This window comes from Mycobacterium sp. (assembly GCF_040509115.1).
In the GTDB taxonomy this organism is placed as follows: Bacteria; Actinomycetota; Actinomycetes; order Mycobacteriales; family Mycobacteriaceae; genus Mycobacterium.
Genome location: NZ_JBEVLO010000308.1, coordinates 1 through 19,949 on the forward strand (window position 1 = coordinate 1; position 19,949 = coordinate 19,949).

Consider the following 19,949-nt stretch of genomic DNA (forward strand, 5'->3'; position numbering starts at 1 on the left):
CATCGCAGAGCCGGCCGATCGGTGGCATGGGCCTTTCAGGACCTCGAATCGGCTCCCGAGTCGGGCCGGCTGGTCGACGAGGCCGCCCGCTCGGCACCGGCGACGCGCCAACGCATCGACTACCTCTTCGAGAACGGCGACTTCGACCTGCCCGACCGGCAACGTCCGGCATGCCACGCCTCGGGCGGCCACAGTTACAAGGCGATCTACGGCCGGTTGGCATGGGACCGGCCGTCACAGACCATCACCACCGGCTTCTACAGCATGTGCATGGGACGCTACGTGCACCCCAGCCGGCGTCGCACCATCACCGCGCACGAAGCCGCACGGCTGCAATACATTCCGGACTGGTTCTCGTTCGCCCGCGTGTCGCACCGGACGGCGTTGGCGCGGATGATCGGCAACGCGGTGCCGTCGCGACTGAGCTATGCGGTGGCTCTGGAATGGCTACGTTGAAGGCGGCGGGCTTGTTCGCAGGCATCGGCGGGCTCGAGCTCGGCATGGCCGCGAGCGGACACCAGACGCAACTGCTCGTCGAGAACGCGCCTGCCGCCATGCACGTGCTGCGCCGCCGCTTCCCGGACACCAAGCTGGAAGCCGACGTCCGCGACGTGCCCGCATTGCCCGCGGGCACCGACGTCGTCGTCGCGGGCTTCCCGTGCCAGGATCTCAGCAGCGTGGGCCGAAAGGCAGGCATCGTGGGCGCCAGAAGCAGCCTCGTCGGGGAGGTACTGCGGTTGCTCGAAGATGGCGACGTGCCGTGGGTGGTGTTGGAGAACGTCCCGTTCCTGATCTCGCTGAGCCAGGGCGCCGCGTTGCGCCTCGTCACCACGGCGCTGACGGAGCTGGGCTACCGGTGGGCGTACCGCGTGGTGGACACCAATGCCTTCGGACTGCCGCAACGGCGCAACCGTTGGTACCTGGTGGGGTCACGGGTCGGTGATCCACGCGACGTCTTGCTGGCCGAGGACGTCGAAAAGCCCTCTGCGGCAGTCGGTTACCCCGACGTGGCGTGCGGGTTTTACTGGACGGAGGGCATGCGCGCGTTCGGCTGGGCGGTGGACGGCGTGCCGCCGATCAAGTGCGGGTCGTCGGTGGGCGTGCCCTCTCCCCCGGCAATCCGCCTGCCGTCAGGGACCTATGTGACGCCCGATCTGCGGGATGCCGAACGCCTGCAAGGCTTCCCGATCGACTGGACGGCACCGGCGGAAGAGGTCGCGCGCACGGGCGAACGGTGGCGGATGGTCGGCAACTCGGTGAGTGTGCCGGTTGCGCAGTGGATCGGTGGCCGGCTGGCGAATCCTGGCCGGTACGAGGGCGCGGACGACAGACCCTGGGACGGGATGAGGTGGTCGCGGCGCGCGGCGTGGGCGGATCTCGACGGCGTCGTGCACACCTCCGACGTCGGCCCGTGGCCGGTGTGGGGGCCGCGGCTGCCTCTGGTGGACTTCCTCGTGTACCCGGGGAAGCCATTGTCCGCGCGCGCGGCAACCGGGTTCCTCCGCCGCACTCAGAAGGGGTCACTGCGGTTTCCCGCCGGGTTCATCGACGAGCTGACGGGTTACGCACGCGCCGCGACGTGAGCGAATGCTCAACCTCGTCACGGGCGGCTGGGACCAGCAGTCAGTGCCGTGCGGCCGACCCGCTCGCCCCGAGGAGAGAAGACCCCCGTTGAAGGTCTGGTGGCTTTATCATTGGTCCATGACACCAGAGGGCACTGTTGCGCCGCCTCGCTCCGCGGAAGAGGGAATCTTCAGCCGCGTCATTTCCGGACGGGCGTCCGAACTCATCGTCGACCAAATTCGGTTGCTGATCAGGGACGGGCAATTGAAGCCCGGCGACCGGCTTCCCGCGGAGCGTGAGTTGGGTGAGCAGTTCGGGGTCAGCCGGGTCACCGTACGGGAAGCGCTTCGCGGCCTCGAAGCCAACGGCATCGTCAAGATCAAGGTCGGCGCCCGAGGCGGCGCCTTCGTCACCGCACCAACCAGCAAGCGGGTCGGCGAAGGAATCGTCGATCTGTTGAGCATGTCGGCGGTCACCGCACGCGAGGTCACCGAGGCTCGACAAGTGCTGGAACTGGGCATCATTCCGCTGGTCTGCGACCGCGCGACCAAGGAGGACATCGCCGCGATGCTGGAGATCTGCGACCGCGGGGACGCCGCGCTTACACACGGCTCCTATCCGATGGCGCTCTCCGCCGAATTTCACAGCCGGGTGGCGCTGGCCACCCACAACGACGCCATCGTCATGCTGTCGGAGTCCTTCCACGGCCCGACGCTGATGTCTCTTCAGCACGTCAAGGACGAGCATCCGGAGATGGGCATCAAGGGCAATCGCGAACATCGCCAGTTCGTCACCGCGGTGAGCAAGGGTGACGTCGAGAAGGCGACCGCCGTGATGCGCACCCACATCGGTCGCACGGCACGCCACATCTCCAAGGAAGTCTCAAGCTGACGCCAGGAAGTCGATGACCCGGGCCGGCGCGGTGGTCGCGGTCTGCTGGGCGACGGGAACGTCCCAGTATTGCGCCGAGGGCAAGCACTCCTGCAGATAGCGGGCCGCCGACGGTGCGTGGGAGGTGTCCTCCCCCGGCACGATCAGCGCGGGAACGTCCAGCGCGAGAAGGTCTTCGGGCTCCGCGCCTGGCACGGTGTCCCGGTCGAACAGCAGGCGCGCCATTCCCGCGACCACGCCGCGGTACCAGTCGAGATCCATCGCGCCGTAGCGCTGGGCGAACGACGGGTCGGAGCGCAGCACCGACACCCACGGCCCCACCCGACCGTCGTCGGAGAAGCCTGCATCGGTGCTCGCCGCGAGAGCGATCACCCCGGCCAACCCCTCGGAGTCCACGAACGCTTGATGCGCAACGAATCTCGCGTGCTGCTTCATGCGGTACCGCACACCGCCTGCGGGTGAGAACAGCACCATCGCGGACACGCGCCCGGGGTCGGCCACGGCCATGCCCGCGGCAATCGAGCAGCCCACGCAGCCACCCATCACGTGCACCCGGTCAAGGCCGAGATGATCGGCCAGCGCCATTCCTTGGCGGACGTAGTCCGCCCAGGCGATCCGCTCCACCCGGCCACCCGAGAGTCCGGATTCGCGCTTGTCGAAGGTGATGCAGGTGAACCGTTCCCGCAGTTGGTCGAGCATCGAGGTGCGGCGGTACAACCCGTGCGTCCGCCAATTCTCCAGCGCTGCGTTGAAGCCGCCCGGGGAGAACATCAGCAGCGGCGGTCCAGCTCCTTCGACTTCGTAGCGGGTCTCGATCCCGTCGAGGACGGCCATGGACGTCACCGCTTCGCCGCCGGTCACGAGCGTCCGATGCCGCCGGCGATCTGCTGCGCCGACCGGACGTCGTCTGCGTAGGCGGTGATGGCGTCGAAGGCGATCTGTGCGACGTTGGCGTAGGTGTCCGGTGGGGTGTCCAGACCGTTCGCGCTGTAACCGATCGCAGCGGTGGCCATCCGGATCCGACCGTCGAGCCACGGCCCGCCCCCGAAGCCGCCGAGGACCGGGATCGAAACCGCCTGCGCCACGGCCGGTCCGACGATGGGTCCCGAGTTGGTGAAGTTGAGCAGCACTGCTCCGGCCGCTTCGAGGCGCTTTGCCTCGGCGACCATCTCGTCGAGCAACTCCTCGGCGACGGTATCGCCCGGCTTGGGCGTCGCACTGTAGGAGGTGCCGTACTTCAGCGACGTCTGGGGAGTGATGCCGAACTGTGCGAACACGGGAATGCCCGCCTTCGTGACGGCGGCGACGGCGTCGAGGTGGTCGGCCGCGCCATCGAGCTTGACCATGTCCACGCCGGCTTCCTTGACCATCTGGATTGCCGCGCGCACCGCACTCTTCGGACCCTCCTGCAGTGGCCCGAAGGGAAAGTCCGCGCTGAGCAGCGCCCGGCTGACGCCCCGCCGCACGGCCTGGCACACCACCATCATCTGGTCCATGGTGATCTCGAGGGGGTTGGCCTGCCCCCACAGGTTGACGCCCACCGTGTCCCCCACCGAGACCAGGTCGACCCCGGCGCGGTCCACGATGCGTGCCATCTGGTAATCCCAGGCGACCACGCCGACGATCTTGCGCCCGGTGTGTTTCATCGATTGCAGATCAGCCAGTGTCACTTCAGTCTTCACGTCCCGGCCTCCCGTTGCGCTCGCTCACGTCGAGTCCCTCAGGCCCGTAGGGCCGTCAGCACGTCGACCACGTCCTGTTCGTCACTACTGACCGCGAGCACCCGTGCATGCGGTCGGATCGCGGCTACGGTGTCGGCCACCGCCGCCTGGTCGCCAATGACCAGCCCGGCGGTCGTGATGGCACGCACCGTGCACGCGGCACCGATGATGGTGGCCGCGGCGTGATCGCTGCCGGTCGTCGCGATCATGACCACCACGTCGGCGTCGTCGAGTTCGTCGAGCAGGGTCGGGCGGTGGCCGTTGCCGACGACGCTGACCGGGCGCAACGTCACCGATTGCGAGCCCCCGTCCCCGACGTCGGCCACCGGTGCCGCCAGCTCGTAGAAGCGGGCACTGCCCCAGGGTTGTTCGGCGATGCGCGCGACGATGGCGCCTGCGCCCTCGTCGAGGGCGATGACGCGGGCGCCCTGTCGTCCGCGGATGGGCCGGTCGATGCGATAGCGCATCTCGGCGGCGGTGGTGGCCCGCGCGCAGCTGCTGCCCAGTATCGGGCGGACGACCATCGCGGGATCGTGGGACGTCATACCGACGACTGCCGCACGCCTTCGCGTACCGAGAGGTCGTCGCGACAGGCTTCCACGAACGAGGCGTCCCGCGGTAGCACCACCGCGGCCGAACGCACCCGGTGGTGTGCCGGGTCGACGCCGGGAGGCGTGATGCCCTTGTCCCGCAACGCCTCGGCGGCCTTCTTGAGCTTCTGCCGGGCCTTGATGATGCCAGTGTCGGCGGAGACCAGCATTTCCTTGGTGCGGTCGACGATCGGACCCATGCTCTCCTGTAGCGAGGCATCCTGCATGGCGATGCCCTTCACACCGGAATACGTGTCGCCGCGGCGCTGGGCCTCGCGGTCGATCAGGTAGTCGTTGTCCTTGTTGGCCATCGGACGGAACGTGCCGGGGATGTTCTCGCTGTGCACGCCGTGCCCGTCACGCATCGCCTGCACCTCGGTGGCGGTCAGCGCCCGAACGGGGTGATAGTCGAAGGAGTAGGTCCAGCAGTTCTCGTCGTCGATGGGAATCCAGAAGTGACCGTGCACCGGATGGTCACCGCGCGGTGGCACCATCGTGAAACAGGGCATCACCCACGGGGTGATCCGCCAGTAGTAGGTGTCCGCCTCGGCATTGCGGCGCGCTCCGACGAACAACCCTCCCTCGGCCTCGGCGACCTCGAAGTAGGGCTTGAAGTCGTTCATGTTGTACTGATTGCCCTTGGCGCCCTTGAACAGCGGATCGGACTTGAGCCCGCCGGCGTGGAGGAACGAGACGTGACTCGAGTCGATGCCGCCCTCGAACGCCTGCAGCCAGTTGGACTCCTGCCACCGCTTGGAGGTGTAGGTCTGATCGGCAGGCACGGTGGCGAACTCGTACTCCGGCAGGGGCGGCTGCTTCTGGGGGTCACCCATGAAGGTCCACAGCAGATCGCCCAGCTTGATCAACGGGTACGACGTCAGCTTGACGTGTGAGCAGAACGTGCTGTTCTCGGGTTCGGACGGGATCTCGACCGCCTGACCGGTCACGTCGTACTTCCAGCCGTGATACGGGCAGCGCAACCCCGAGCCCTCGTTGCGGCCAAACCACAGCGATGCCCCGCGGTGCGCGCAGAATTCGTCGACCAGGCCGTAGCGCCCGTCGCTGTCACGGAACGCGACCATGCGTTCGCCGAGAAGTTTCACCCGCACCGGCGGGCTGTCGTTCTCGGGCAGTTCCTCGGCGAGCATCGCCGGTATCCAGTACTGGCGGAACAACTCACCCATGGGTGTTCCCGGACCCGTTCGGGTCAACAATTCGTTGATCTCTGCCCTCAGCACCGGTGGCCCTCTCTCCGTTCGTTTTCGCGATGAGTCGCTCATCACAATGAACCAACTGTAATACCATTAGCCATTACAAGCCAAGAGTTGAGCGCCAACCATGGGAGGCAATGTGATGATCGGGATCGTCGGCGTGGGAGACATGGGACTTCCGATGGCTGGTCACATGGTGGCGGGCGGCCTGGACGTGCTCGCCTGCGACGTCGATCCCGGCCGTCTTGCCGCCGCAGAGGCGGCGGGCGCGACGATCGCCTCCGGACTCGCCCAGGTGGCCGACGAGGCCGACGTGGTGGTCGCCTGCCTGCGCACCGACGATCAAATGCAGTCCGTCGCCGAGGAACTGGTGGCCAGGGACGGAACGGGTCGGCTCGGCGCCGGGCAGCTCATCGTGGTGGCGGGTACCCACAGCCTGGACTTCATGAAGCGGCTGGCTGCCATCGTCGAACCGAGGGGACGACGGATCATCGACGCACCGGTCGTGTTCGGCGCGCTCGGCGCCAGGGAGGGCAATCTGTTGTCGCTGTGCGGCGGCGACGAGGCCGACGTCGAGCGGGCCCGGCCGGTGATGATGACCTACAGCCGCGGCGTGGAGCACGTCGGGCCGCTTGGCGCCGGCCAGATCGCCAAGACCTGCAACAACCTGCTGCACTGGATCCACTGCGTGGCCAATTTCGAGACGCTGTCCATCGCGAAGCGCTACGGACTCGACGCCCAACGCATGCGGGAGGTGCTGATGAAGTGCCCCGGCGACAACGGCACCCTGCGGCGGTGGGACTCCACCCGCTTCACCTGGCAGGAGAAGGACATGGACTTCGCACTGGAACTGGCCCAGACCGCAGGCCTGATGCTGCCGCTGACCGGACAGGTCGACCAGCTCGTCAAGACGCTGACCGCCGCCGACGTGTCGGCGTTGCTCTACGGGCCGGAGTGCACCTACCTCGGACGGCCCGTCGCACCGTTGGCCTCCGAGGACGGTGGGCTCTAGCCGCTCACGGCGCAAGGCCGGCAATCGCCAACCGCCCGACGTAGTGCCGCCACCTGGACGTGTCGTTGAACGTCGACCCCAGGTCGGGCAGCTCGCGGCGGTCCTCGTCCGGGACCGGACCCGCGTCCGCACCGAGACGCACCAGTTCGGCGCACGTCCGGGACAACTCGGTGAGGTCGAGGGCAGCCATGACGGCCTGCGCCACCGACACCCCCGCGGTCACGATGCCGTGCCCGCGCAGCACGCAGACGTCGTGGTCGCCGACGGCGTCGGCCACGGCGCGGCCCAACTCGGCGGTGCGCACCAGCACCGAGCGCGGGTAGACGGGAACCCCGCGGTGAGCCAGCCGCGAGGCGGGAATGTTGTACGCGCCGAACACCTGTCGTAGCTCGACGCCACCCAGGTCGGCGATTACGACGTCGCGTGGGTGCGCGTGGACGACGGCGTTGACGTCGGGTCGGGCCCGCAGCAGTTCGGAGTGGATGGGGAATTCGTTGGGCACCGCATAGCCACCACCGAGTTCACCGTTCCCGTCGAAGTCGACGAGGCGAACGTCGTCGGCAACGGTGAACAGCAGCCCCCGGTCGAGCGGACCCCGACAGCGCAGCAGCATCCGGTCGGCATCCACCCGAACGCTGACGTGGCCGAGCACGTCAGCGGCAAGGCCCTGGTGGGCGAGGATGCGACACGCCGTGGCGACGGTGCCGCGCAACTCGTCGAACGAGTCGGGGGTCATGCCGTCAGGTCGGCCGTCGGCCGTGGGGCCGTCGCGTCGACGCCGAACACCAGCGACTTGATGGTGACGGGAACGGTGTTCGAGGGTTGCCGGACGCGGCCCAGGTCGACGAAGTCGAAGTCGCGCAACACGACACCGTCGAGGATGAGCATGTCGGCGGTCACGCCCAGCTCCTCGCGCAGGATGGTGCCCAGCGTCAGCGCGATGTCGGCGTCGACCATCAGGTAGAGCGCTCGCCCCGCCGAGAGCCGCTGCGCAAGGCCGTCGCGGATGCCCTCCGCGTAGGGCCGCAGCCGCCGATAGCTCGGCGGCCCGGAGAAGTCCAGCGCGATCGCGATGTCGGCCTCGGTGTCGTGCAACCCGAAGGCCGACAGGTGATCGGCGATGGCCGAGGCCACCACGCGGGCGTCGACGTCGACCCCGAACGGGAACACCGGCCTGGCCACCTGCAGGTTGCGCCGCGGCAGCATCGAGGCCGCAGCCGGGATGAAGCTGGTGATCCCGCTGAGCTGCACGGTGTACTCCGACGCGCCCAGCACCGTGGCCCGGATGCGTTCGGCGGCAGGCAACACCGGCGCAGGCAGCTCCCCGGCGGCCACGCGGGCGGCCAGCGCCGCGCCGAGGCGTCGGCCCACGTCGCCGAAGTCCCTTGTCTCCATGTCGTAGACGTATTCCGCAACGCCGCCGGAGAAGATCACGCCGTCCAGTCGGCCGAGGTCGGCGATCGGCTCGGTGAGGAACAGATGATCGGCCGACGGCTCACCGCGGACGGCGGCGACGACCAGATCGGCCATCGCCGCGGCGATGTGGTCGAGCGCGTCGGATGCCACCGGGTCGCCGAGATCGAGGGCGAAGCCGGAGGCCGCCGCGTGCATCCGACCGCCGGGCTCGATCCGACTGACCCTGCCATCGTCCACCGCGATCAGTCGACCACCGACGTGCAGGGCCGCGGTGGCCAGCACCCGGCCGCCCTCGATCACGGCCAATTTCGTCGTGCCGCCGCCGATGTCGACGTTGAGGATGCGGGTACCGCTCTGGTGGGACGCCAGGGCCGCCCCGGAGCCGTAGGCCGCGAGCATCGCCTCCATGTGGTGACCGGCGCTGGCGCACACCAGGTCACCGGCCCGTTCCGCCACCACCGCCGCGATGCGCTCGGCGTTGCGCCGACGCAGCGCCTCGCCGGTGAGGATGACCACGCCGGTGTCCACGTCGTGCGGTTGTCGTCCCGCGTCGGCGTAGGCGGTGTCGAGGATGAGACCCAGTGCGGCGGCGTCGATCTCGAAGTCGTCGGTGAAGGGCGTGAGCGCGACCTCGGACTCGAACAGGGTGTCCCGCGCGACCACGACGTAGCGGCTGGTCAGGTCCTCACCGTGGCGGCGCAACTGCAGCCGCGAGAACGCGACCTGGGTGCCCGAGCTGCCGATGTCGACCCCGACGCTGTGCATGGTGACGTTGTCCTGTTGCCAGATCGGGTTGTCCGCCAGCGGCACGTCGGGTTCGTCGTGCTCGTGGTCTTCGTCGTGAGTGTGCCCGTCATGGCTCATGCCGGCGACGGCACCGCAACCGCCTCGGCGGGCTTGGGCGGCAGGTCGGGAAGCTCGGCGGCGTAGGCTTCGTCCATCCTTGGCACCAGGCCGGCATCGGCCAGCGCCTGTGCGAACGTCTCACGGATGACCGGTGATTCGTCGGCGTAGTCGATCTGGTCGCCGCCGATCCGACGACTGATCCATGCCTTCGGCACCCCCTGGGCGTTGCGGATGGAGACCACCTCGTGCTTGAACGCGAGATAGCGAGCGGGGTCGGCGCCGGTGTTGAAGTGCTGATGAAACCACATGTTCGGCGGGACGATCAGGGTGCCGGGCTGCCACTCGTAGCGGCGCGGCTCCTCGCCTTCCGGCCACATCAGGCTGAACCCCTGGCCGCTGAGAATGATCACGTGGGCCCCTGGTCCGTGCCGGTGTCCCTTCTTGTAGGTTGCCGTGCCGAACTGCGAGATGTGGCTGTTCATCGAACCTTTGGCCATCGAGAATCTGATGTGCCCACCGCCTGCGCCGCGCTCCTTCGCCGAGACCAGGGGAAGGTCGATCGCGTTGGCGACGAAGTTCGTCTTGAGCAACAGGCCGTCCTGCTCGTCCTTGGGAGCGAAGTAGTCCGGCTCACCGGCGAAGCGGCCAGGAAAGTCGTGAGCGGTGTTGAACACGAAGTCCGCTTCGTCGTAGAGGTTGATCACGGGGGGCATGTTCGTCGACGAGACGAACCGGGCGGCGTGGGATCCGGATCCGTTGAAGTGCTGGTGCCACGCGTTGAGCGGGATGGCGAACAACGCACCGGGCCCCCACTCGAACGTCACCTTCTGCCCGGCGTCGTTCCACACCGCCGTCGACCCGTGCCCCGAGAGCACCAGGATCATCTCCTCGAACAGCTGGCGCTGCGGCGCGAGTTCGCCGCCGGCGGGGATCTCGCAGACGTAGCAGTCGTTGGAGGTGCGGGAGGCCTCGTGGTTGATGAAGACGCCGCGACCCCCGCGGCGGGCCCACGGCTTGAGTTCGACCGTGTTGAGGTTCGGCACGTAGTGGGCGCTGATGATGTCGAGACCCTCGTCGCGAACCCACCGGACGTACGGCGAGTCCTTCTCGGTCGCGAACTTCTTCGCCAGCGTCTCCGAAACGATTGCGTCCTTCGCCACGTTCATTCCTCCGTCGTCAATGTGTGAACTAATGGTATTACCAATAGGTTTGGTGTCAACCCGATCCGGGCGGTTTGCCGCTCGGCGCCGGTTCGACCGTGCGTTCGCCGGCCACTCCCGTGTAGGTGAGCACCGGGTTGGCGCGCACGAAGAAGCTGCTGGCGTAGATCCCGGCCAACGCACCGCCCACCGTCAGCGCGAGCACCGGCCCCAGCAGCCCGGCGACCCCACCCATCAGCGTGTCGCCGAGCGCCGGACCGCCACGCGAGGCCATCTGATAGATCGCCGAGACCCTCCCCCGCAGTTCGTCGGGCGTTTCGAGCTGCACCGCGGCCTGCCGGATGGTCGTGGCCATCGCGTCGCACGCGCCGATGAGCAGGGCCGCCAGAACGGCGATCCAGAACAGGTGCGCTTGAGCCAGGAAGACGTTGGACACGCCGTAGAGGACGGTGGCGATCAGCAGCACGCGCCCCAGCCGCGCCGTGCGGTCGACCACGCGGAAGATCGTGTAGGTGGCCAGTAACGCACCTGCCGACGGTGCGGCCGAGAGCAGCCCGTATCCCTGGGGGCCGACGTGAAACACGGTGGCGCACAGGGCGGGTAGGGTCACTCGGTAAGCCCCGAGGATGGTCGCCGACAGATCCAGCGACATCAGCATCCAGATCATCCGTCGGCTGCGCACGAAGGCGACGCCATCGACCAGTTGCCGCCAGATCGACACGGCGGTGCCCGCCCCCTCGAGCGTGGGCACCCGCAAGAGCTGCAGGACGACCACGAGGGCCGCGTAGGTCACCGCGTCCACTGCATACACCAGGCCGGGTCCCCCGACCGCGATGAGGACCCCCGCGATCGCAGGCCCCAGCAGCACCGCGACTTCGCGCGACGGGTTGATCAGGGCGAAGGCCTGTGGCAACTGAACCCTCGGCACCAACGCCGGAATCAGCGCTTGGCGGGCGGGCTGATCGAACGTCGAAGCGGCCGTTGTCAATACGACCGATAGCACCACCTGCCAGGCGACGATGTGACCGGTGAGCGTCGCGACGGCGAGGGCCCCGGCCACCATCATGGCCACCGCCTGGGACGCCTGCAGCAGGCGCCGCCGGTCCCAGCGATCGGCGAGCACCCCGCCGAGTGGGCTCAGCACCAGCAGCGCGACTGCTTGGCCCGCGCCGACCAGGCCGGTCTGGGCAATCGATCCGGTCAGGTGGTAGACGTGGTACAAATTGGCCGCAACCGTTGCCCGCGTGCCGATCTGGGACAGCACCACGCCGGCCCAGTACAGGTTGAAGTCGCGGTTCCTCAGTACGTCGGGGACGCTGCGGACACCCATCCGCGCTCAGTCGACCGGCACGAGGGCCAGCTTGCTGGTCTCCATCTGCAGGAAGACCGACGAGCCCGGCGCGTGCGACACATGGGGAAGACAGCGAGCCCGGATCTCGTGCTTGCCGACGGCGATCACGTGGTCGACGGCATCTCCGAGGAAGGCCCGGGTGGTGACGTTGCCCTCCCAGACGTTGTCCACCCCGACGGGGCGTTCGGTGGTCAACTGGACGGATTCCGGCCGGATCGACACGATCACCTCGGTGCCGATGGGCATTTGCGCCCCGGACTCCAGCGTCAGGCGTCCGTCCCTGGTCTCGACCACGTAGCGGTCCCCGTCTCGGGTGGCCACCGTCCCGTCGATGAAGTTGGACGTTCCGATGAACTCCGCGACGAACTTGCTCTGCGGGTTCTCGTAGATGTCGCGCGGCTTGCCCAGTTGCACGACCTCACCGGCCCGCATCACGGCGATGTTCGACGACAGCGACAGCGCTTCGATCTGATCGTGGGTCACGTAGATCGAGGTGATGCCCAGCTCTCGTTGCAGCCGCTTCAACTCGAAGCGCAAGGACTCGCGGAGCTTGGCGTCGAGGTTCGACAGCGGTTCGTCGAGCAGCAGCAGCGATGGTTCGATGACGATGGCGCGAGCCAGCGCCAACCGCTGTTGCTGTCCACCGGAGAGCTTCGTGGCGTGACGGTCGGCGTATTGGAGCAGCTCCATGGTCTCGAGCACCCGGTGCACCCGCTCGGTGATCTCCCGCTTGCCGGGACGCTGCGAACGGGGCTGGACGCGCAGCGGGAAGGCCACGTTCTCGAATACCGTCATGTGCGGCCAAATCGCGTAGGACTGGAACACCATCCCCAGGCCGCGCTTGTTGGCGGGCACGTTCACCTTCTTGTTCGCCGACGCACCGGCGGCGAACAGCACGCGTTCGCCGACCGAGACGACCCCGGAATCTGGCGTCTCAAGTCCCGCAACCGATCTGAGCGTCGTCGATTTTCCGCAGCCCGAGGGTCCGAGCAGGGTGAACAGCTCCCCCGGTTTGACCGCGAAGCTGATGTCGTTGACCGCGAACACCCGCTGCTGCGGCGTGCCGTTGGCCGGCGGCTGGTTGCGACGCTGGCGTTTCTTGCGCTCGCCGTCATAGGACTTGACGAGGTTCTGGACTTCAAGCACGTCGGGGGTTCCTTTCCAACTGGTCGATGGATCAGTCCTGCTTGAGGCCGACTTTGGCCCCAAGCTTGTAGGCGATCGTCACCAGGACGACCAGGGTCAGCACCATCACGACGCCGAGTGCGGAGAGAACGGTGAACTGTCCGTTCTCGAACTGCTCGAAGATCAAGATCGACAGCACTTCGTTTCCGGGGCTGTACAAGAGGATCGAGCTCGACAGCTCGCGGAAGGACACCACGAGGATGTAGATCCATCCGGCCACCAGCCCTGGCATCAGCAGCGGCAGCAGAACGCGGCGGAACGTCTGCCACCAACTGGCACCGTTCACCAGCGCCGATTCTTCGAGCTCGTTGGAGATCTGCTGCATCGACGTGACCGCGTACCGCATGCCGTACGGCAGGTACCGCGTGCAGTAGGAGATCAGCAGGATGAACAGCGTGCCGTAAATCGGGATCGGGCTGCGCAGGTAGACGAAGCTCAGGGCCAGACCCATGACCAGGCCGGGTACCACGAGTGGCATGAATGCCAACGCGTCCAATACTTTTCGCCCACGAAGCTGCGAACGCACGACGATCCACGCCGCCACCGCCATCACGGCCATCACCAGGGTCGCCGACGCCAGACCGAGGATCAGTGAGTTCTTGAGCGCCGTCAACGCACTGGAGGTGTGGATCAGCTGCCGGTAGTTGTCCAACGTCATCGTCGAGAACGTGCCCTTCGATGGAGGTGCGTAGAACCTCAGCAGCGAGGTGTACAGCAGTACCAGCAGCGGTGCCAGCACGGTCAGCACGAAGTAGGCGATGATCAGCAGTCCGGCGACCGGGCGCCAGCGACCGAGCTCCATCGGGCGCGGCCGAAATCCCTTGCCGGTCACCGTTTGGAAGTTCTTTCCGGCACGGCCGGCGTAGTTGGAGATGATCACGCCGATGATGGCCAGCACCAGCAGCCCGATGGCCAGCGCGCCTGCGGCGGACAGATCGGGTGGGTAGTCACGCAGCACGAAGTAGATCCGGCTGGTGAACACGTAGATGCCGTTCTGCAGGCCGAGCAGGGCGGGCACCTCGAAGCTCTCCAGACTGCGCACCACCATGATCAGGATCGCCGCGACGATGGCGGGGCGCGCCAGCGGGATGGTGACCTTGCGGAACACCGTCCACCGCCCTGCGCCCGACATCAAGGCGGACTCCTCCAGCGAGGGATCCATTGCCCTGAACGACGCCACCATGAGCAGGAACACGATCGGTGAGAGCTGCAGACCCTCGACCCAGATCATGCCCCAGATGCTGAAGACGTCGATCACCGCGCTGCCAAAGATCGGCTCCAGGTAGTGGTTGATCAGCCCGATGTCGGGGCTGCCCAACAGAATCCACGCAATCGTGTACAGGATGCCTGGGATCACCAGCGGGATGATCGATGCCGCGAAGAACAACGCCTTGAAGGGGACGTCGGTACGCACCTGCAGGTAGGCCAGACCGGTGCCGAGCACCATGGACAACGCGGCAGCGCCGATGGCGAACCACAGTGAGTTCCCGACGAGGTCGAAGATTTGATCGTTGCCGTAGGCGCGTTTGAAGCCCCCGACCGTGAACCCGGACGCGTCGAAGAAGGTTCCCCAGAAGAGGTAGTAGAGCGGGACGATCGCCAGATAGGCGACGATCAGCACCACGACGCTCAGGGTGAGGAACTTCGGCGTCGGCAGGAGTCGGCGCCACAGCGGCGGCTCGTTGGGCCCGCTGTCGAACGACGGCATCGGCGTCGACGGCCTGGGGGGCGCGAGTGTCATGTATTCACCTCGGAATCGGCGGGGTTGAGGCTCGGCGTTGGGGTGTCGGCTCGGACATGGGCTGGTCAGCCAAGCTTGTCGCTCTTCGCCAGCAGCGCGTTGTACTTGTCACTCCACTGCTTCTGCTCGTCGAGCAGCTTGTTCACGTCGACCGAGATGACCTCGAGGCCCTCGAGCGGATCCTTCAGTCCCTCCGGCTCGATCGATGGCGTCAGGCCGAGGTCGACGAACACCTGCTGCCCTTCGGTCAGCACCCAGTCCTCGAACAACAGCGCAGCGGCCGGGTGCGGCGCGGAGTCCAGTAGCGCGACACCCTGAGGGCGCGCGATGACGGGCTGCACCATCGGCTGATAGGCGACCGGGGCACCCTTGTCCGCTGCGCGCTGCACCAGGTACGTGTAGTTCGATGCCGCGAGCGAATACTGTCCGGCCGAGAGCAACTCGCCCATGACCGTGTGCCCCTTGACCACCTTCGCGCCGTCGGCCATCGCGCTGAACAACTGGTCGATCTCCGCGGTGGTCTTTCCGTGCTGTTCCCAGTACTCGTACAGCGTCAGGTACCAGTCGTAGTCGTTGAGTTCCATCGCGAGTTGGCCGTTGAACTTCGGGTCGGCCAACGCTTCCCATGACGTCGGCTGCGAACCGGCGGGAACCTTGATGGTGTTCCAGCTCGGCGAGAACAGGTTGTAGCGGCTGGCGGTCCAGTTGTCGAACTGTCCCTCGGGCCCCACGGCGTCGCGGCGCTCGCCGGTGTAGGGCGCGATCAGCTTCTCCTTGCTGAGTGCAGCCATCTCCAGCGCGTCGGTCTCCACGACGTCCGCGCCGGCATGCCGGGCACTGGACTCTTGCAGGATCCGTTGCAGCACGGTCTCCGAGGCGGCGCGGTAAAGGCTTACCTTGACGCCCGTTTGAGCCGTGAAGGCCTTGGTGACCGCGTCGGCGACGTCACTCGTCATCGAGGTGTACAGCGACAGCTCGCCTTCCGCCTTGGCATCTGCCAGAAGCTTGTCGCGGCGTTCCTGACCGGACAGCGATTCGTACTGCTCGTACTTCGAGGCGGTATCGCCACCACTTGAGGCACCGGGGGCCGCCGTGGGCGACCCGCCGCAGCCTGCGAGCGTGACCGCCAGGCCCACGGTGGCGATGAGTCGACCTAGTCGGGTTGCCATAACCTCACGTCCTATCTGCTGGGACTGCTGCGTCGGTGCCGAACTCCGGGCGCCTGCCCGTCGATTCGTTGGACTTATTGTAGGACCATTGAAATGTGATGTCCATCATCTTCTGCAACATTTGTGAGGCTACTTACACACGTGAGCAGGCATGATGGCACCCCACCTCGCGGCCGACTCGAAGGCGGCCGCGCGGCTCCATGGGCAAAACAATGTTGAGCTCGGTCCGGCGGCCGCCATGGGCAGACCGCCGGACCAAGACCGAGCGAGTGGGGCCTAGGCGTTTGCGTCGGCGAGTGCGCCGACCGTCGAGCTGGCTGCGCCCGACGCGGGCTCGAAGAAGTGCGTCTGGTCGTAACCGAGGTGCTTGAACACCCGGTTCTGGGCGTTGAACAGGCGCAACGGCTCACCGTCGTCGGCAAAGATCTGGCAGACGTGGTTCTGCGGAACGTAGAGCGTGTCGCCCTTCTTGACCTCGTAGCGCTTGGGCGTCAGCGCGATCCTCGCGTAGTACTTCTCGGCGATCTCCGCCTCGACCTCCCACTGCAGCGCGTATCCGGCACCCGACAGCACATAGAAGACCTCGTCGGCCATCTTCCAGTACTTGCCGGAGTGGCCGCCTGCCTCGATGTCGAGCTCGTAGGCGTCGATGCTGAAGATCCGGGCATCCGTCTGCTCTGGTGACGCAATCGTCCTGGTGCGGCCAAGTGGCGTGCTCTCCCACTGCGTGTCGGCGGGGCCGATCACCTTCTTGCGGTCCAGCACGCCGGGGGTCCAGATCTGCGACCAATCCTCGCGCGGGCCGAAGGACTCTTCGTTGTCCACCGGGCCACTTCGGCCCTGCTGGATCAGGCCCATGAACATCCACGTGCACTTGGCCTTGACGACCAGCGCCAGCGCCTTCTCGTCGTAGGGGTTGAAGTGACGGTGCACCGAGTCGGTGTGCACGAACACCAGATCGTCCTTCGCCCAGTCGTATCGCTGGTCGTCGTGGATCTCGTACCCGCGCCCCTCGAGGATGTAGAAGGCCGCCTCGTTCTGGTGACCGTGACCGTGATTCGACGATTGCGGAGGCAGCTCGACGAAGTGGACCTGAATGGTCTGCGTCAGGAAGTCCTCGTCGCCCGGTCCGACCCGCCACCAGGTCCGAGACTGCTCGCTGTCACCCGAGTGCGCCACCTTGGCGTCGTCGACGACGAAGTCGTCGTCGCGCACCCGGTCGTTGGCCAACTGCTGGCGGCGGAACTCGCCGAGACCATATGTCTGGGAGGTGAGCCCGCGGACGAATACCCGGCCCTTCTCGGCCATGCTGTTCTCCTTCAAGCGTTTGGATGTCCAATGGTTTTACCATTAACGATCGTAATCGGCGTCACACCCGGTGTCCAGCGGCGAGCCGGACCACCTGCTGAGGCTCCAAACCACGGATGACCTCGTCGACCGATCGTACGTTGCACATCCTGGGGAACACCTTCCCCAGGAAGAAGGTGCGCTGCTCGTCGTGCCCGTGGCAGCAGTCCCCGACGATCGTGACCTGCAGGTCGCGGTCTCTCGCATCGAAGGCGGTCGACGCGATGCCGACGTGCGTGGAGCCCCCGACGAGCAGGATGCTGTCGATGCCCCTGCTGCGAAGCGACAGCTCGAGGTGCGTGCCGTGGAACGCCGACCATCGATGCTTGGGTACGTCGTAATCGCCGGGTTGGGGCGCTATCTCGCTGAGCACGGCCGACTCTGGGGAACCGGGCGCAAACGGCGGAGCGGTCGGCGGTGGGTTCCGCCGCCCCCATGGACGGAACTGCGCGTCGGTGTCACTCATCGTGCGCGCGAAGTCCGCGCCGTCGGCCCGGTGATCGGCGCGGGCGTAGAAGATGGGCACCTCTACGCGTCGGCACGCCTCGATCAAACGCGCGGTGGGCGCCAACGAGCCAGCCGCCTCGATCGGCTTGCGATAGGCCTCCAGCATGTCGAAGACCACCAACGCCGTCGCGGCGTAATCGTAGTGAATCATCGGAAGTAGGCTGGCATTTGACATGTTTCGCTCCTCGAGGGGCCTTCTCAGTGCGGTAGCGCGGCGCCGTCCGGTGCAACGGCCTCGACGGCCGATAGAAGATCATCTGCGGTCAATCGGTCGGGGTCTCGGGTGACCTCTCGCCGCTGGGTCAACGCCGAGAGCAGGAGCTTGCGGACCCGTCGTCCGTCCAGGCCGGCGCAGGAATCCGCGATCTTGGCGTGCAGCCCCTCGTCGGTGGCCAGCGGTGCGATACCCGGCCATAGGACCGATAGTTCGGCAAGACCGTGCCCGACGATCCGGGCGATGGTGGGGGTATCGGGCAGCCCCAATGTCAGCACGAGGTCGGCTCGCGACAGGAACGCCTCGTCCACGGCATCGGTGAAGTTGGTCGTCGCGACGAACAGCACGCGCGGCAGATCCGTTGCCACCGCGTCGATGCCGGCCAACAGTGCGTCGGTCGCCCGATGCACGTCGACCGGGTTGGCCGCAAAGGAGGCCGACGATCTGCGCACCGCGAAGCTCTCCACCTCGTCGATCAGCACGATGGTGTGCGGGCGACGAGCGGCCAGCTCGGGGATGGTGTCCGTCATCAGCGCGGTGATGTTGCGCTGACTCTCGCCGAGGAGTTCGCTGGGAAACGCGTGTGGATCGATCTCGACGTACGTCGTCGCCCCCCGCTTGGCAACCTCCCGCGCCGCGGTCTGAGCCAACCCCCGCGCCAACGTCGTCTTTCCCGTCCCAGGTGGACCCGACAGGACGATCAACCCGTGCGGGAGGCCGGCCAGCGTGCCGAGCGCCGGACCGTGCAGCAGGGTCAGCAGCGCGTGGTTGAGCAGGCGCTCCTTGACGCCGTCGGCGGTCAGGATGTGGTCCCACGGGCCGTCGTGGTGATCGGCGGGAAGCACGTGGATCGACAGCACCCCCGGCGGCAGCGCGCGCGGCGTCACGGCCATGTCGGTCGCCGAACCTCCGGCCACTCGACAGTGGTGATGTCACCGGCCTGCGCGTCCCGGATGTGTTCGGGCGGCTCCTCGAACAGGACCATCGGATCCATCAGCACCCGCATCGTGTCGAGCAGACTGTCGAACATGTGAATGCGCACCACTTTTGCCGTGTTTTGCGGGTCGTCGTTGAAGTGCTGATGCCACAGGAAGTGGTCGACGACGATGAGGTCGCCCTTCTTCCACGAGTGGTCCGTTCCGCCTTCGGGCTCCGTGCCGAGGTAACTGTGGCCGGTGCCCTCCAGCACGTACAGCCACGCCTCGCCGGCGTGGCGGTGCATCGATTGCCCACGCCCTGGACCAATCTCGAACATCGCCATCGAGATCCCCGATGCCTGGTACCCGATGGCCCTGTCCAGCAGGAACGTCGTGCGGGTTCCGCGCGGGGTGGGGAGCAGCTCCAGCTCGTCCCAGTCGGTGTGCAGACGGCCCGACCGACGCGCGGTCTGGTCGTGGGCCAGCCTGCGCAGCCGTCGGGCATAGGGATCGTCGCCGGTCACCTCCGGCGTGTACGCGGGTCGGGGCGCGAGCTCGCTGACCGGAGTATGGCCGGCGTCTTCGATCACCGACATGCCCATCGTCTCCAGCAACGGCTCACTGGAGAACGTGACGTAGCGCGCCGTCTCCGTGCCGTCGTTGCCCGAGCGATGCCAGGCCCACGCTGGCAGGTGTAGCGAATCCCCTGGGCCCCAATCGATTCTCTCGCCGTCGATCTCCGTCCACCCGTGTCCGGCGACCACCAGCACCATGGCGTCCCAGGAGTGCCGGTGCACCGTCGACACCACGCCGGGGTCGATCTCGTGAACGAGAGCGTCCATCGAGCGGGTGGGCCGATCGCCGTCGAGTCCGACGTATACCCCGACCCGCGTACCACGGGCGGTCTCCTCCATCGTCACGTCCTCGTGGGCGACCACGGTCTTCTGGTATCCCCGCCACTCCTCGATGAAGTCGGCGCGGCGCTTCTTCTGCACGTGGTAGTGCGAGACCCTGGTGGTGGTGTGCGAGGCCTGCGAAGACATTTCGTTCGGTTCCTCCGTGTCGTTTCGGGCTGTCGTTTCGGGCTGTGGTTTCTGGCTGTCCTGCT

The 19,949-nt window shown here is 66.9% G+C and carries 19 protein-coding genes; 4 read left to right on the top strand and 15 right to left on the bottom strand.

Going from position 1 to position 19,949, the window contains the following annotated elements; genetic code table 11:
• The 3 genes from ABW137_RS21485 to ABW137_RS21495 form a co-directional block, all read left to right on the top strand.
• A partial coding sequence (locus tag ABW137_RS21485) for a DNA cytosine methyltransferase (RefSeq protein WP_526403465.1) occupies nucleotides 1–456 on the top strand: 456 nt, incomplete at its 5' end.
• Nucleotides 444–1,583 (top strand): DNA cytosine methyltransferase, encoded by a 1,140-nt coding sequence (locus ABW137_RS21490; RefSeq protein ID WP_526403466.1) that lies wholly within the window; start codon nucleotides 444–446, stop codon nucleotides 1,581–1,583. The genes ABW137_RS21485 and ABW137_RS21490, both read left to right, overlap by 13 nt.
• Nucleotides 1,584–1,701: 118 nt before the next feature.
• A complete protein-coding gene (locus tag ABW137_RS21495) occupies nucleotides 1,702–2,454 on the top strand; it encodes a FadR/GntR family transcriptional regulator (protein ID WP_526403467.1) in 753 nt (250 codons plus the stop codon).
• On the opposite strand, the gene ABW137_RS21500 is transcribed toward ABW137_RS21495, so the two are convergent.
• Genes ABW137_RS21500 through ABW137_RS21515 form a run of 4 tightly spaced genes read right to left on the bottom strand, consistent with a single transcriptional unit; the run spans nucleotide 2,446 to nucleotide 5,949 of the window.
• Nucleotides 2,446–3,315, bottom strand: coding sequence for an alpha/beta fold hydrolase (locus tag ABW137_RS21500; protein ID WP_526403468.1), 870 nt, complete (start codon nucleotides 3,313–3,315; stop codon nucleotides 2,446–2,448). The genes ABW137_RS21495 and ABW137_RS21500 overlap by 9 nt on opposite strands.
• Nucleotides 3,312–4,136, bottom strand: a complete 825-nt coding sequence (locus ABW137_RS21505; protein ID WP_526403469.1) for a 3-methyl-2-oxobutanoate hydroxymethyltransferase — start codon at nucleotides 4,134–4,136, stop codon at nucleotides 3,312–3,314. Before ABW137_RS21505 ends, ABW137_RS21500 begins: the two co-directional genes overlap by 4 nt.
• Nucleotides 4,137–4,174: 38 nt before the next feature.
• Nucleotides 4,175–4,699 carry a 3-methyl-2-oxobutanoate hydroxymethyltransferase gene (locus ABW137_RS21510; RefSeq protein WP_526403470.1) on the bottom strand — a complete coding sequence of 175 codons (525 nt, stop codon included), beginning with the start codon at nucleotides 4,697–4,699 and terminating at the stop codon, nucleotides 4,175–4,177.
• 17 nt (nucleotides 4,700–4,716) lie between these two features.
• Nucleotides 4,717–5,949, bottom strand: a complete 1,233-nt coding sequence (locus ABW137_RS21515) for an aromatic ring-hydroxylating dioxygenase subunit alpha (RefSeq protein WP_526403471.1) — start codon at nucleotides 5,947–5,949, stop codon at nucleotides 4,717–4,719.
• A gap of 169 nt (nucleotides 5,950–6,118) precedes the next feature.
• On the opposite strand from ABW137_RS21515, the gene ABW137_RS21520 reads away from it, so the two are divergent.
• A complete protein-coding gene (locus tag ABW137_RS21520; protein WP_526403490.1) occupies nucleotides 6,119–6,988 on the top strand; it encodes an NAD(P)-dependent oxidoreductase in 870 nt (289 codons plus the stop codon).
• Nucleotides 6,989–6,992: 4 nt separating this feature from the next.
• On the opposite strand, the gene phtC is transcribed toward ABW137_RS21520, so the two are convergent.
• The 11 genes from phtC to ABW137_RS21575 all read right to left on the bottom strand — a co-directional run bounded on the left by phtC (nucleotide 6,993) and on the right by ABW137_RS21575 (nucleotide 19,884).
• Entirely contained in the window at nucleotides 6,993–7,724 is a 732-nt protein-coding gene (phtC, locus tag ABW137_RS21525) for a 3,4-dihydroxyphthalate decarboxylase (protein WP_526403472.1), read from the bottom strand.
• Nucleotides 7,721–9,268, bottom strand: coding sequence for an ethanolamine ammonia-lyase reactivating factor EutA (locus tag ABW137_RS21530; protein ID WP_526403473.1), 1,548 nt, complete (start codon nucleotides 9,266–9,268; stop codon nucleotides 7,721–7,723). Before ABW137_RS21530 ends, phtC begins: the two co-directional genes overlap by 4 nt.
• The gene (locus tag ABW137_RS21535) at nucleotides 9,265–10,410 is read right to left on the bottom strand and encodes a cupin domain-containing protein (protein ID WP_526403474.1); all 1,146 of its coding nucleotides are present in this window, start codon (nucleotides 10,408–10,410) and stop codon (nucleotides 9,265–9,267) included. The genes ABW137_RS21530 and ABW137_RS21535 overlap by 4 nt, the downstream gene beginning before the upstream one ends.
• A 55-nt stretch (nucleotides 10,411–10,465) precedes the next feature.
• Complete coding sequence (locus ABW137_RS21540) at nucleotides 10,466–11,740, bottom strand: MFS transporter (RefSeq protein WP_526403475.1); 1,275 nt, start codon at nucleotides 11,738–11,740, stop codon at nucleotides 10,466–10,468.
• Between the two features lie 6 nt (nucleotides 11,741–11,746).
• Entirely contained in the window at nucleotides 11,747–12,907 is a 1,161-nt protein-coding gene (locus ABW137_RS21545; RefSeq protein ID WP_526403476.1) for an ABC transporter ATP-binding protein, read from the bottom strand.
• A gap of 31 nt (nucleotides 12,908–12,938) precedes the next feature.
• Complete coding sequence (locus tag ABW137_RS21550; protein ID WP_526403477.1) at nucleotides 12,939–14,687, bottom strand: ABC transporter permease; 1,749 nt, start codon at nucleotides 14,685–14,687, stop codon at nucleotides 12,939–12,941.
• 65 nt (nucleotides 14,688–14,752) lie between these two features.
• Complete coding sequence (locus ABW137_RS21555) at nucleotides 14,753–15,856, bottom strand: extracellular solute-binding protein (protein ID WP_526403478.1); 1,104 nt, start codon at nucleotides 15,854–15,856, stop codon at nucleotides 14,753–14,755.
• Nucleotides 15,857–16,132: 276 nt separating this feature from the next.
• Nucleotides 16,133–17,164 carry a cupin domain-containing protein gene (locus tag ABW137_RS21560; RefSeq protein WP_526403479.1) on the bottom strand — a complete coding sequence of 344 codons (1,032 nt, stop codon included), beginning with the start codon at nucleotides 17,162–17,164 and terminating at the stop codon, nucleotides 16,133–16,135.
• A 61-nt stretch (nucleotides 17,165–17,225) separates the two neighbouring features.
• A complete protein-coding gene (locus ABW137_RS21565; protein ID WP_526403480.1) occupies nucleotides 17,226–17,885 on the bottom strand; it encodes a cysteine hydrolase family protein in 660 nt (219 codons plus the stop codon).
• A gap of 23 nt (nucleotides 17,886–17,908) precedes the next feature.
• Complete coding sequence (locus ABW137_RS21570) at nucleotides 17,909–18,817, bottom strand: AAA family ATPase (protein WP_526403481.1); 909 nt, start codon at nucleotides 18,815–18,817, stop codon at nucleotides 17,909–17,911.
• On the bottom strand, nucleotides 18,808–19,884 hold the full coding sequence (locus ABW137_RS21575) for a cupin domain-containing protein (RefSeq protein ID WP_526403482.1): 1,077 nt from the start codon (nucleotides 19,882–19,884) through the stop codon (nucleotides 18,808–18,810). The genes ABW137_RS21570 and ABW137_RS21575 overlap by 10 nt, the downstream gene beginning before the upstream one ends.
• Nucleotides 19,885–19,949 lie beyond the last annotated feature (65 nt).

What these genes read in the sequence shown, in the direction of transcription:
- ABW137_RS21555 (WP_526403478.1), bottom strand. Translation starts at nt 15,856, where the DNA reads ATGGCAACCCGACTAGGTCGACTCATCGCCACCGTGGGCCTGGCGGTC.
- ABW137_RS21530 (WP_526403473.1), bottom strand. Translation starts at nt 9,268, where the DNA reads ATGAGCCATGACGGGCACACTCACGACGAAGACCACGAGCACGACGAA.
- ABW137_RS21490 (WP_526403466.1), top strand. Translation starts at nt 444, where the DNA reads ATGGCTACGTTGAAGGCGGCGGGCTTGTTCGCAGGCATCGGCGGGCTC.
- ABW137_RS21510 (WP_526403470.1), bottom strand. Translation starts at nt 4,699, where the DNA reads ATGGTCGTCCGCCCGATACTGGGCAGCAGCTGCGCGCGGGCCACCACC.
- ABW137_RS21570 (WP_526403481.1), bottom strand. Translation starts at nt 18,817, where the DNA reads ATGGCCGTGACGCCGCGCGCGCTGCCGCCGGGGGTGCTGTCGATCCAC.
- ABW137_RS21520 (WP_526403490.1), top strand. Translation starts at nt 6,119, where the DNA reads ATGATCGGGATCGTCGGCGTGGGAGACATGGGACTTCCGATGGCTGGT.
- ABW137_RS21540 (WP_526403475.1), bottom strand. Translation starts at nt 11,740, where the DNA reads ATGGGTGTCCGCAGCGTCCCCGACGTACTGAGGAACCGCGACTTCAAC.
- ABW137_RS21550 (WP_526403477.1), bottom strand. Translation starts at nt 14,687, where the DNA reads ATGACACTCGCGCCCCCCAGGCCGTCGACGCCGATGCCGTCGTTCGAC.
- ABW137_RS21560 (WP_526403479.1), bottom strand. Translation starts at nt 17,164, where the DNA reads ATGGCCGAGAAGGGCCGGGTATTCGTCCGCGGGCTCACCTCCCAGACA.
- ABW137_RS21575 (WP_526403482.1), bottom strand. Translation starts at nt 19,884, where the DNA reads ATGTCTTCGCAGGCCTCGCACACCACCACCAGGGTCTCGCACTACCAC.
- ABW137_RS21515 (WP_526403471.1), bottom strand. Translation starts at nt 5,949, where the DNA reads ATGGGTGAGTTGTTCCGCCAGTACTGGATACCGGCGATGCTCGCCGAG.
- ABW137_RS21565 (WP_526403480.1), bottom strand. Translation starts at nt 17,885, where the DNA reads ATGTCAAATGCCAGCCTACTTCCGATGATTCACTACGATTACGCCGCG.
- phtC (WP_526403472.1), bottom strand. Translation starts at nt 7,724, where the DNA reads ATGACCCCCGACTCGTTCGACGAGTTGCGCGGCACCGTCGCCACGGCG.
- ABW137_RS21495 (WP_526403467.1), top strand. Translation starts at nt 1,702, where the DNA reads ATGACACCAGAGGGCACTGTTGCGCCGCCTCGCTCCGCGGAAGAGGGA.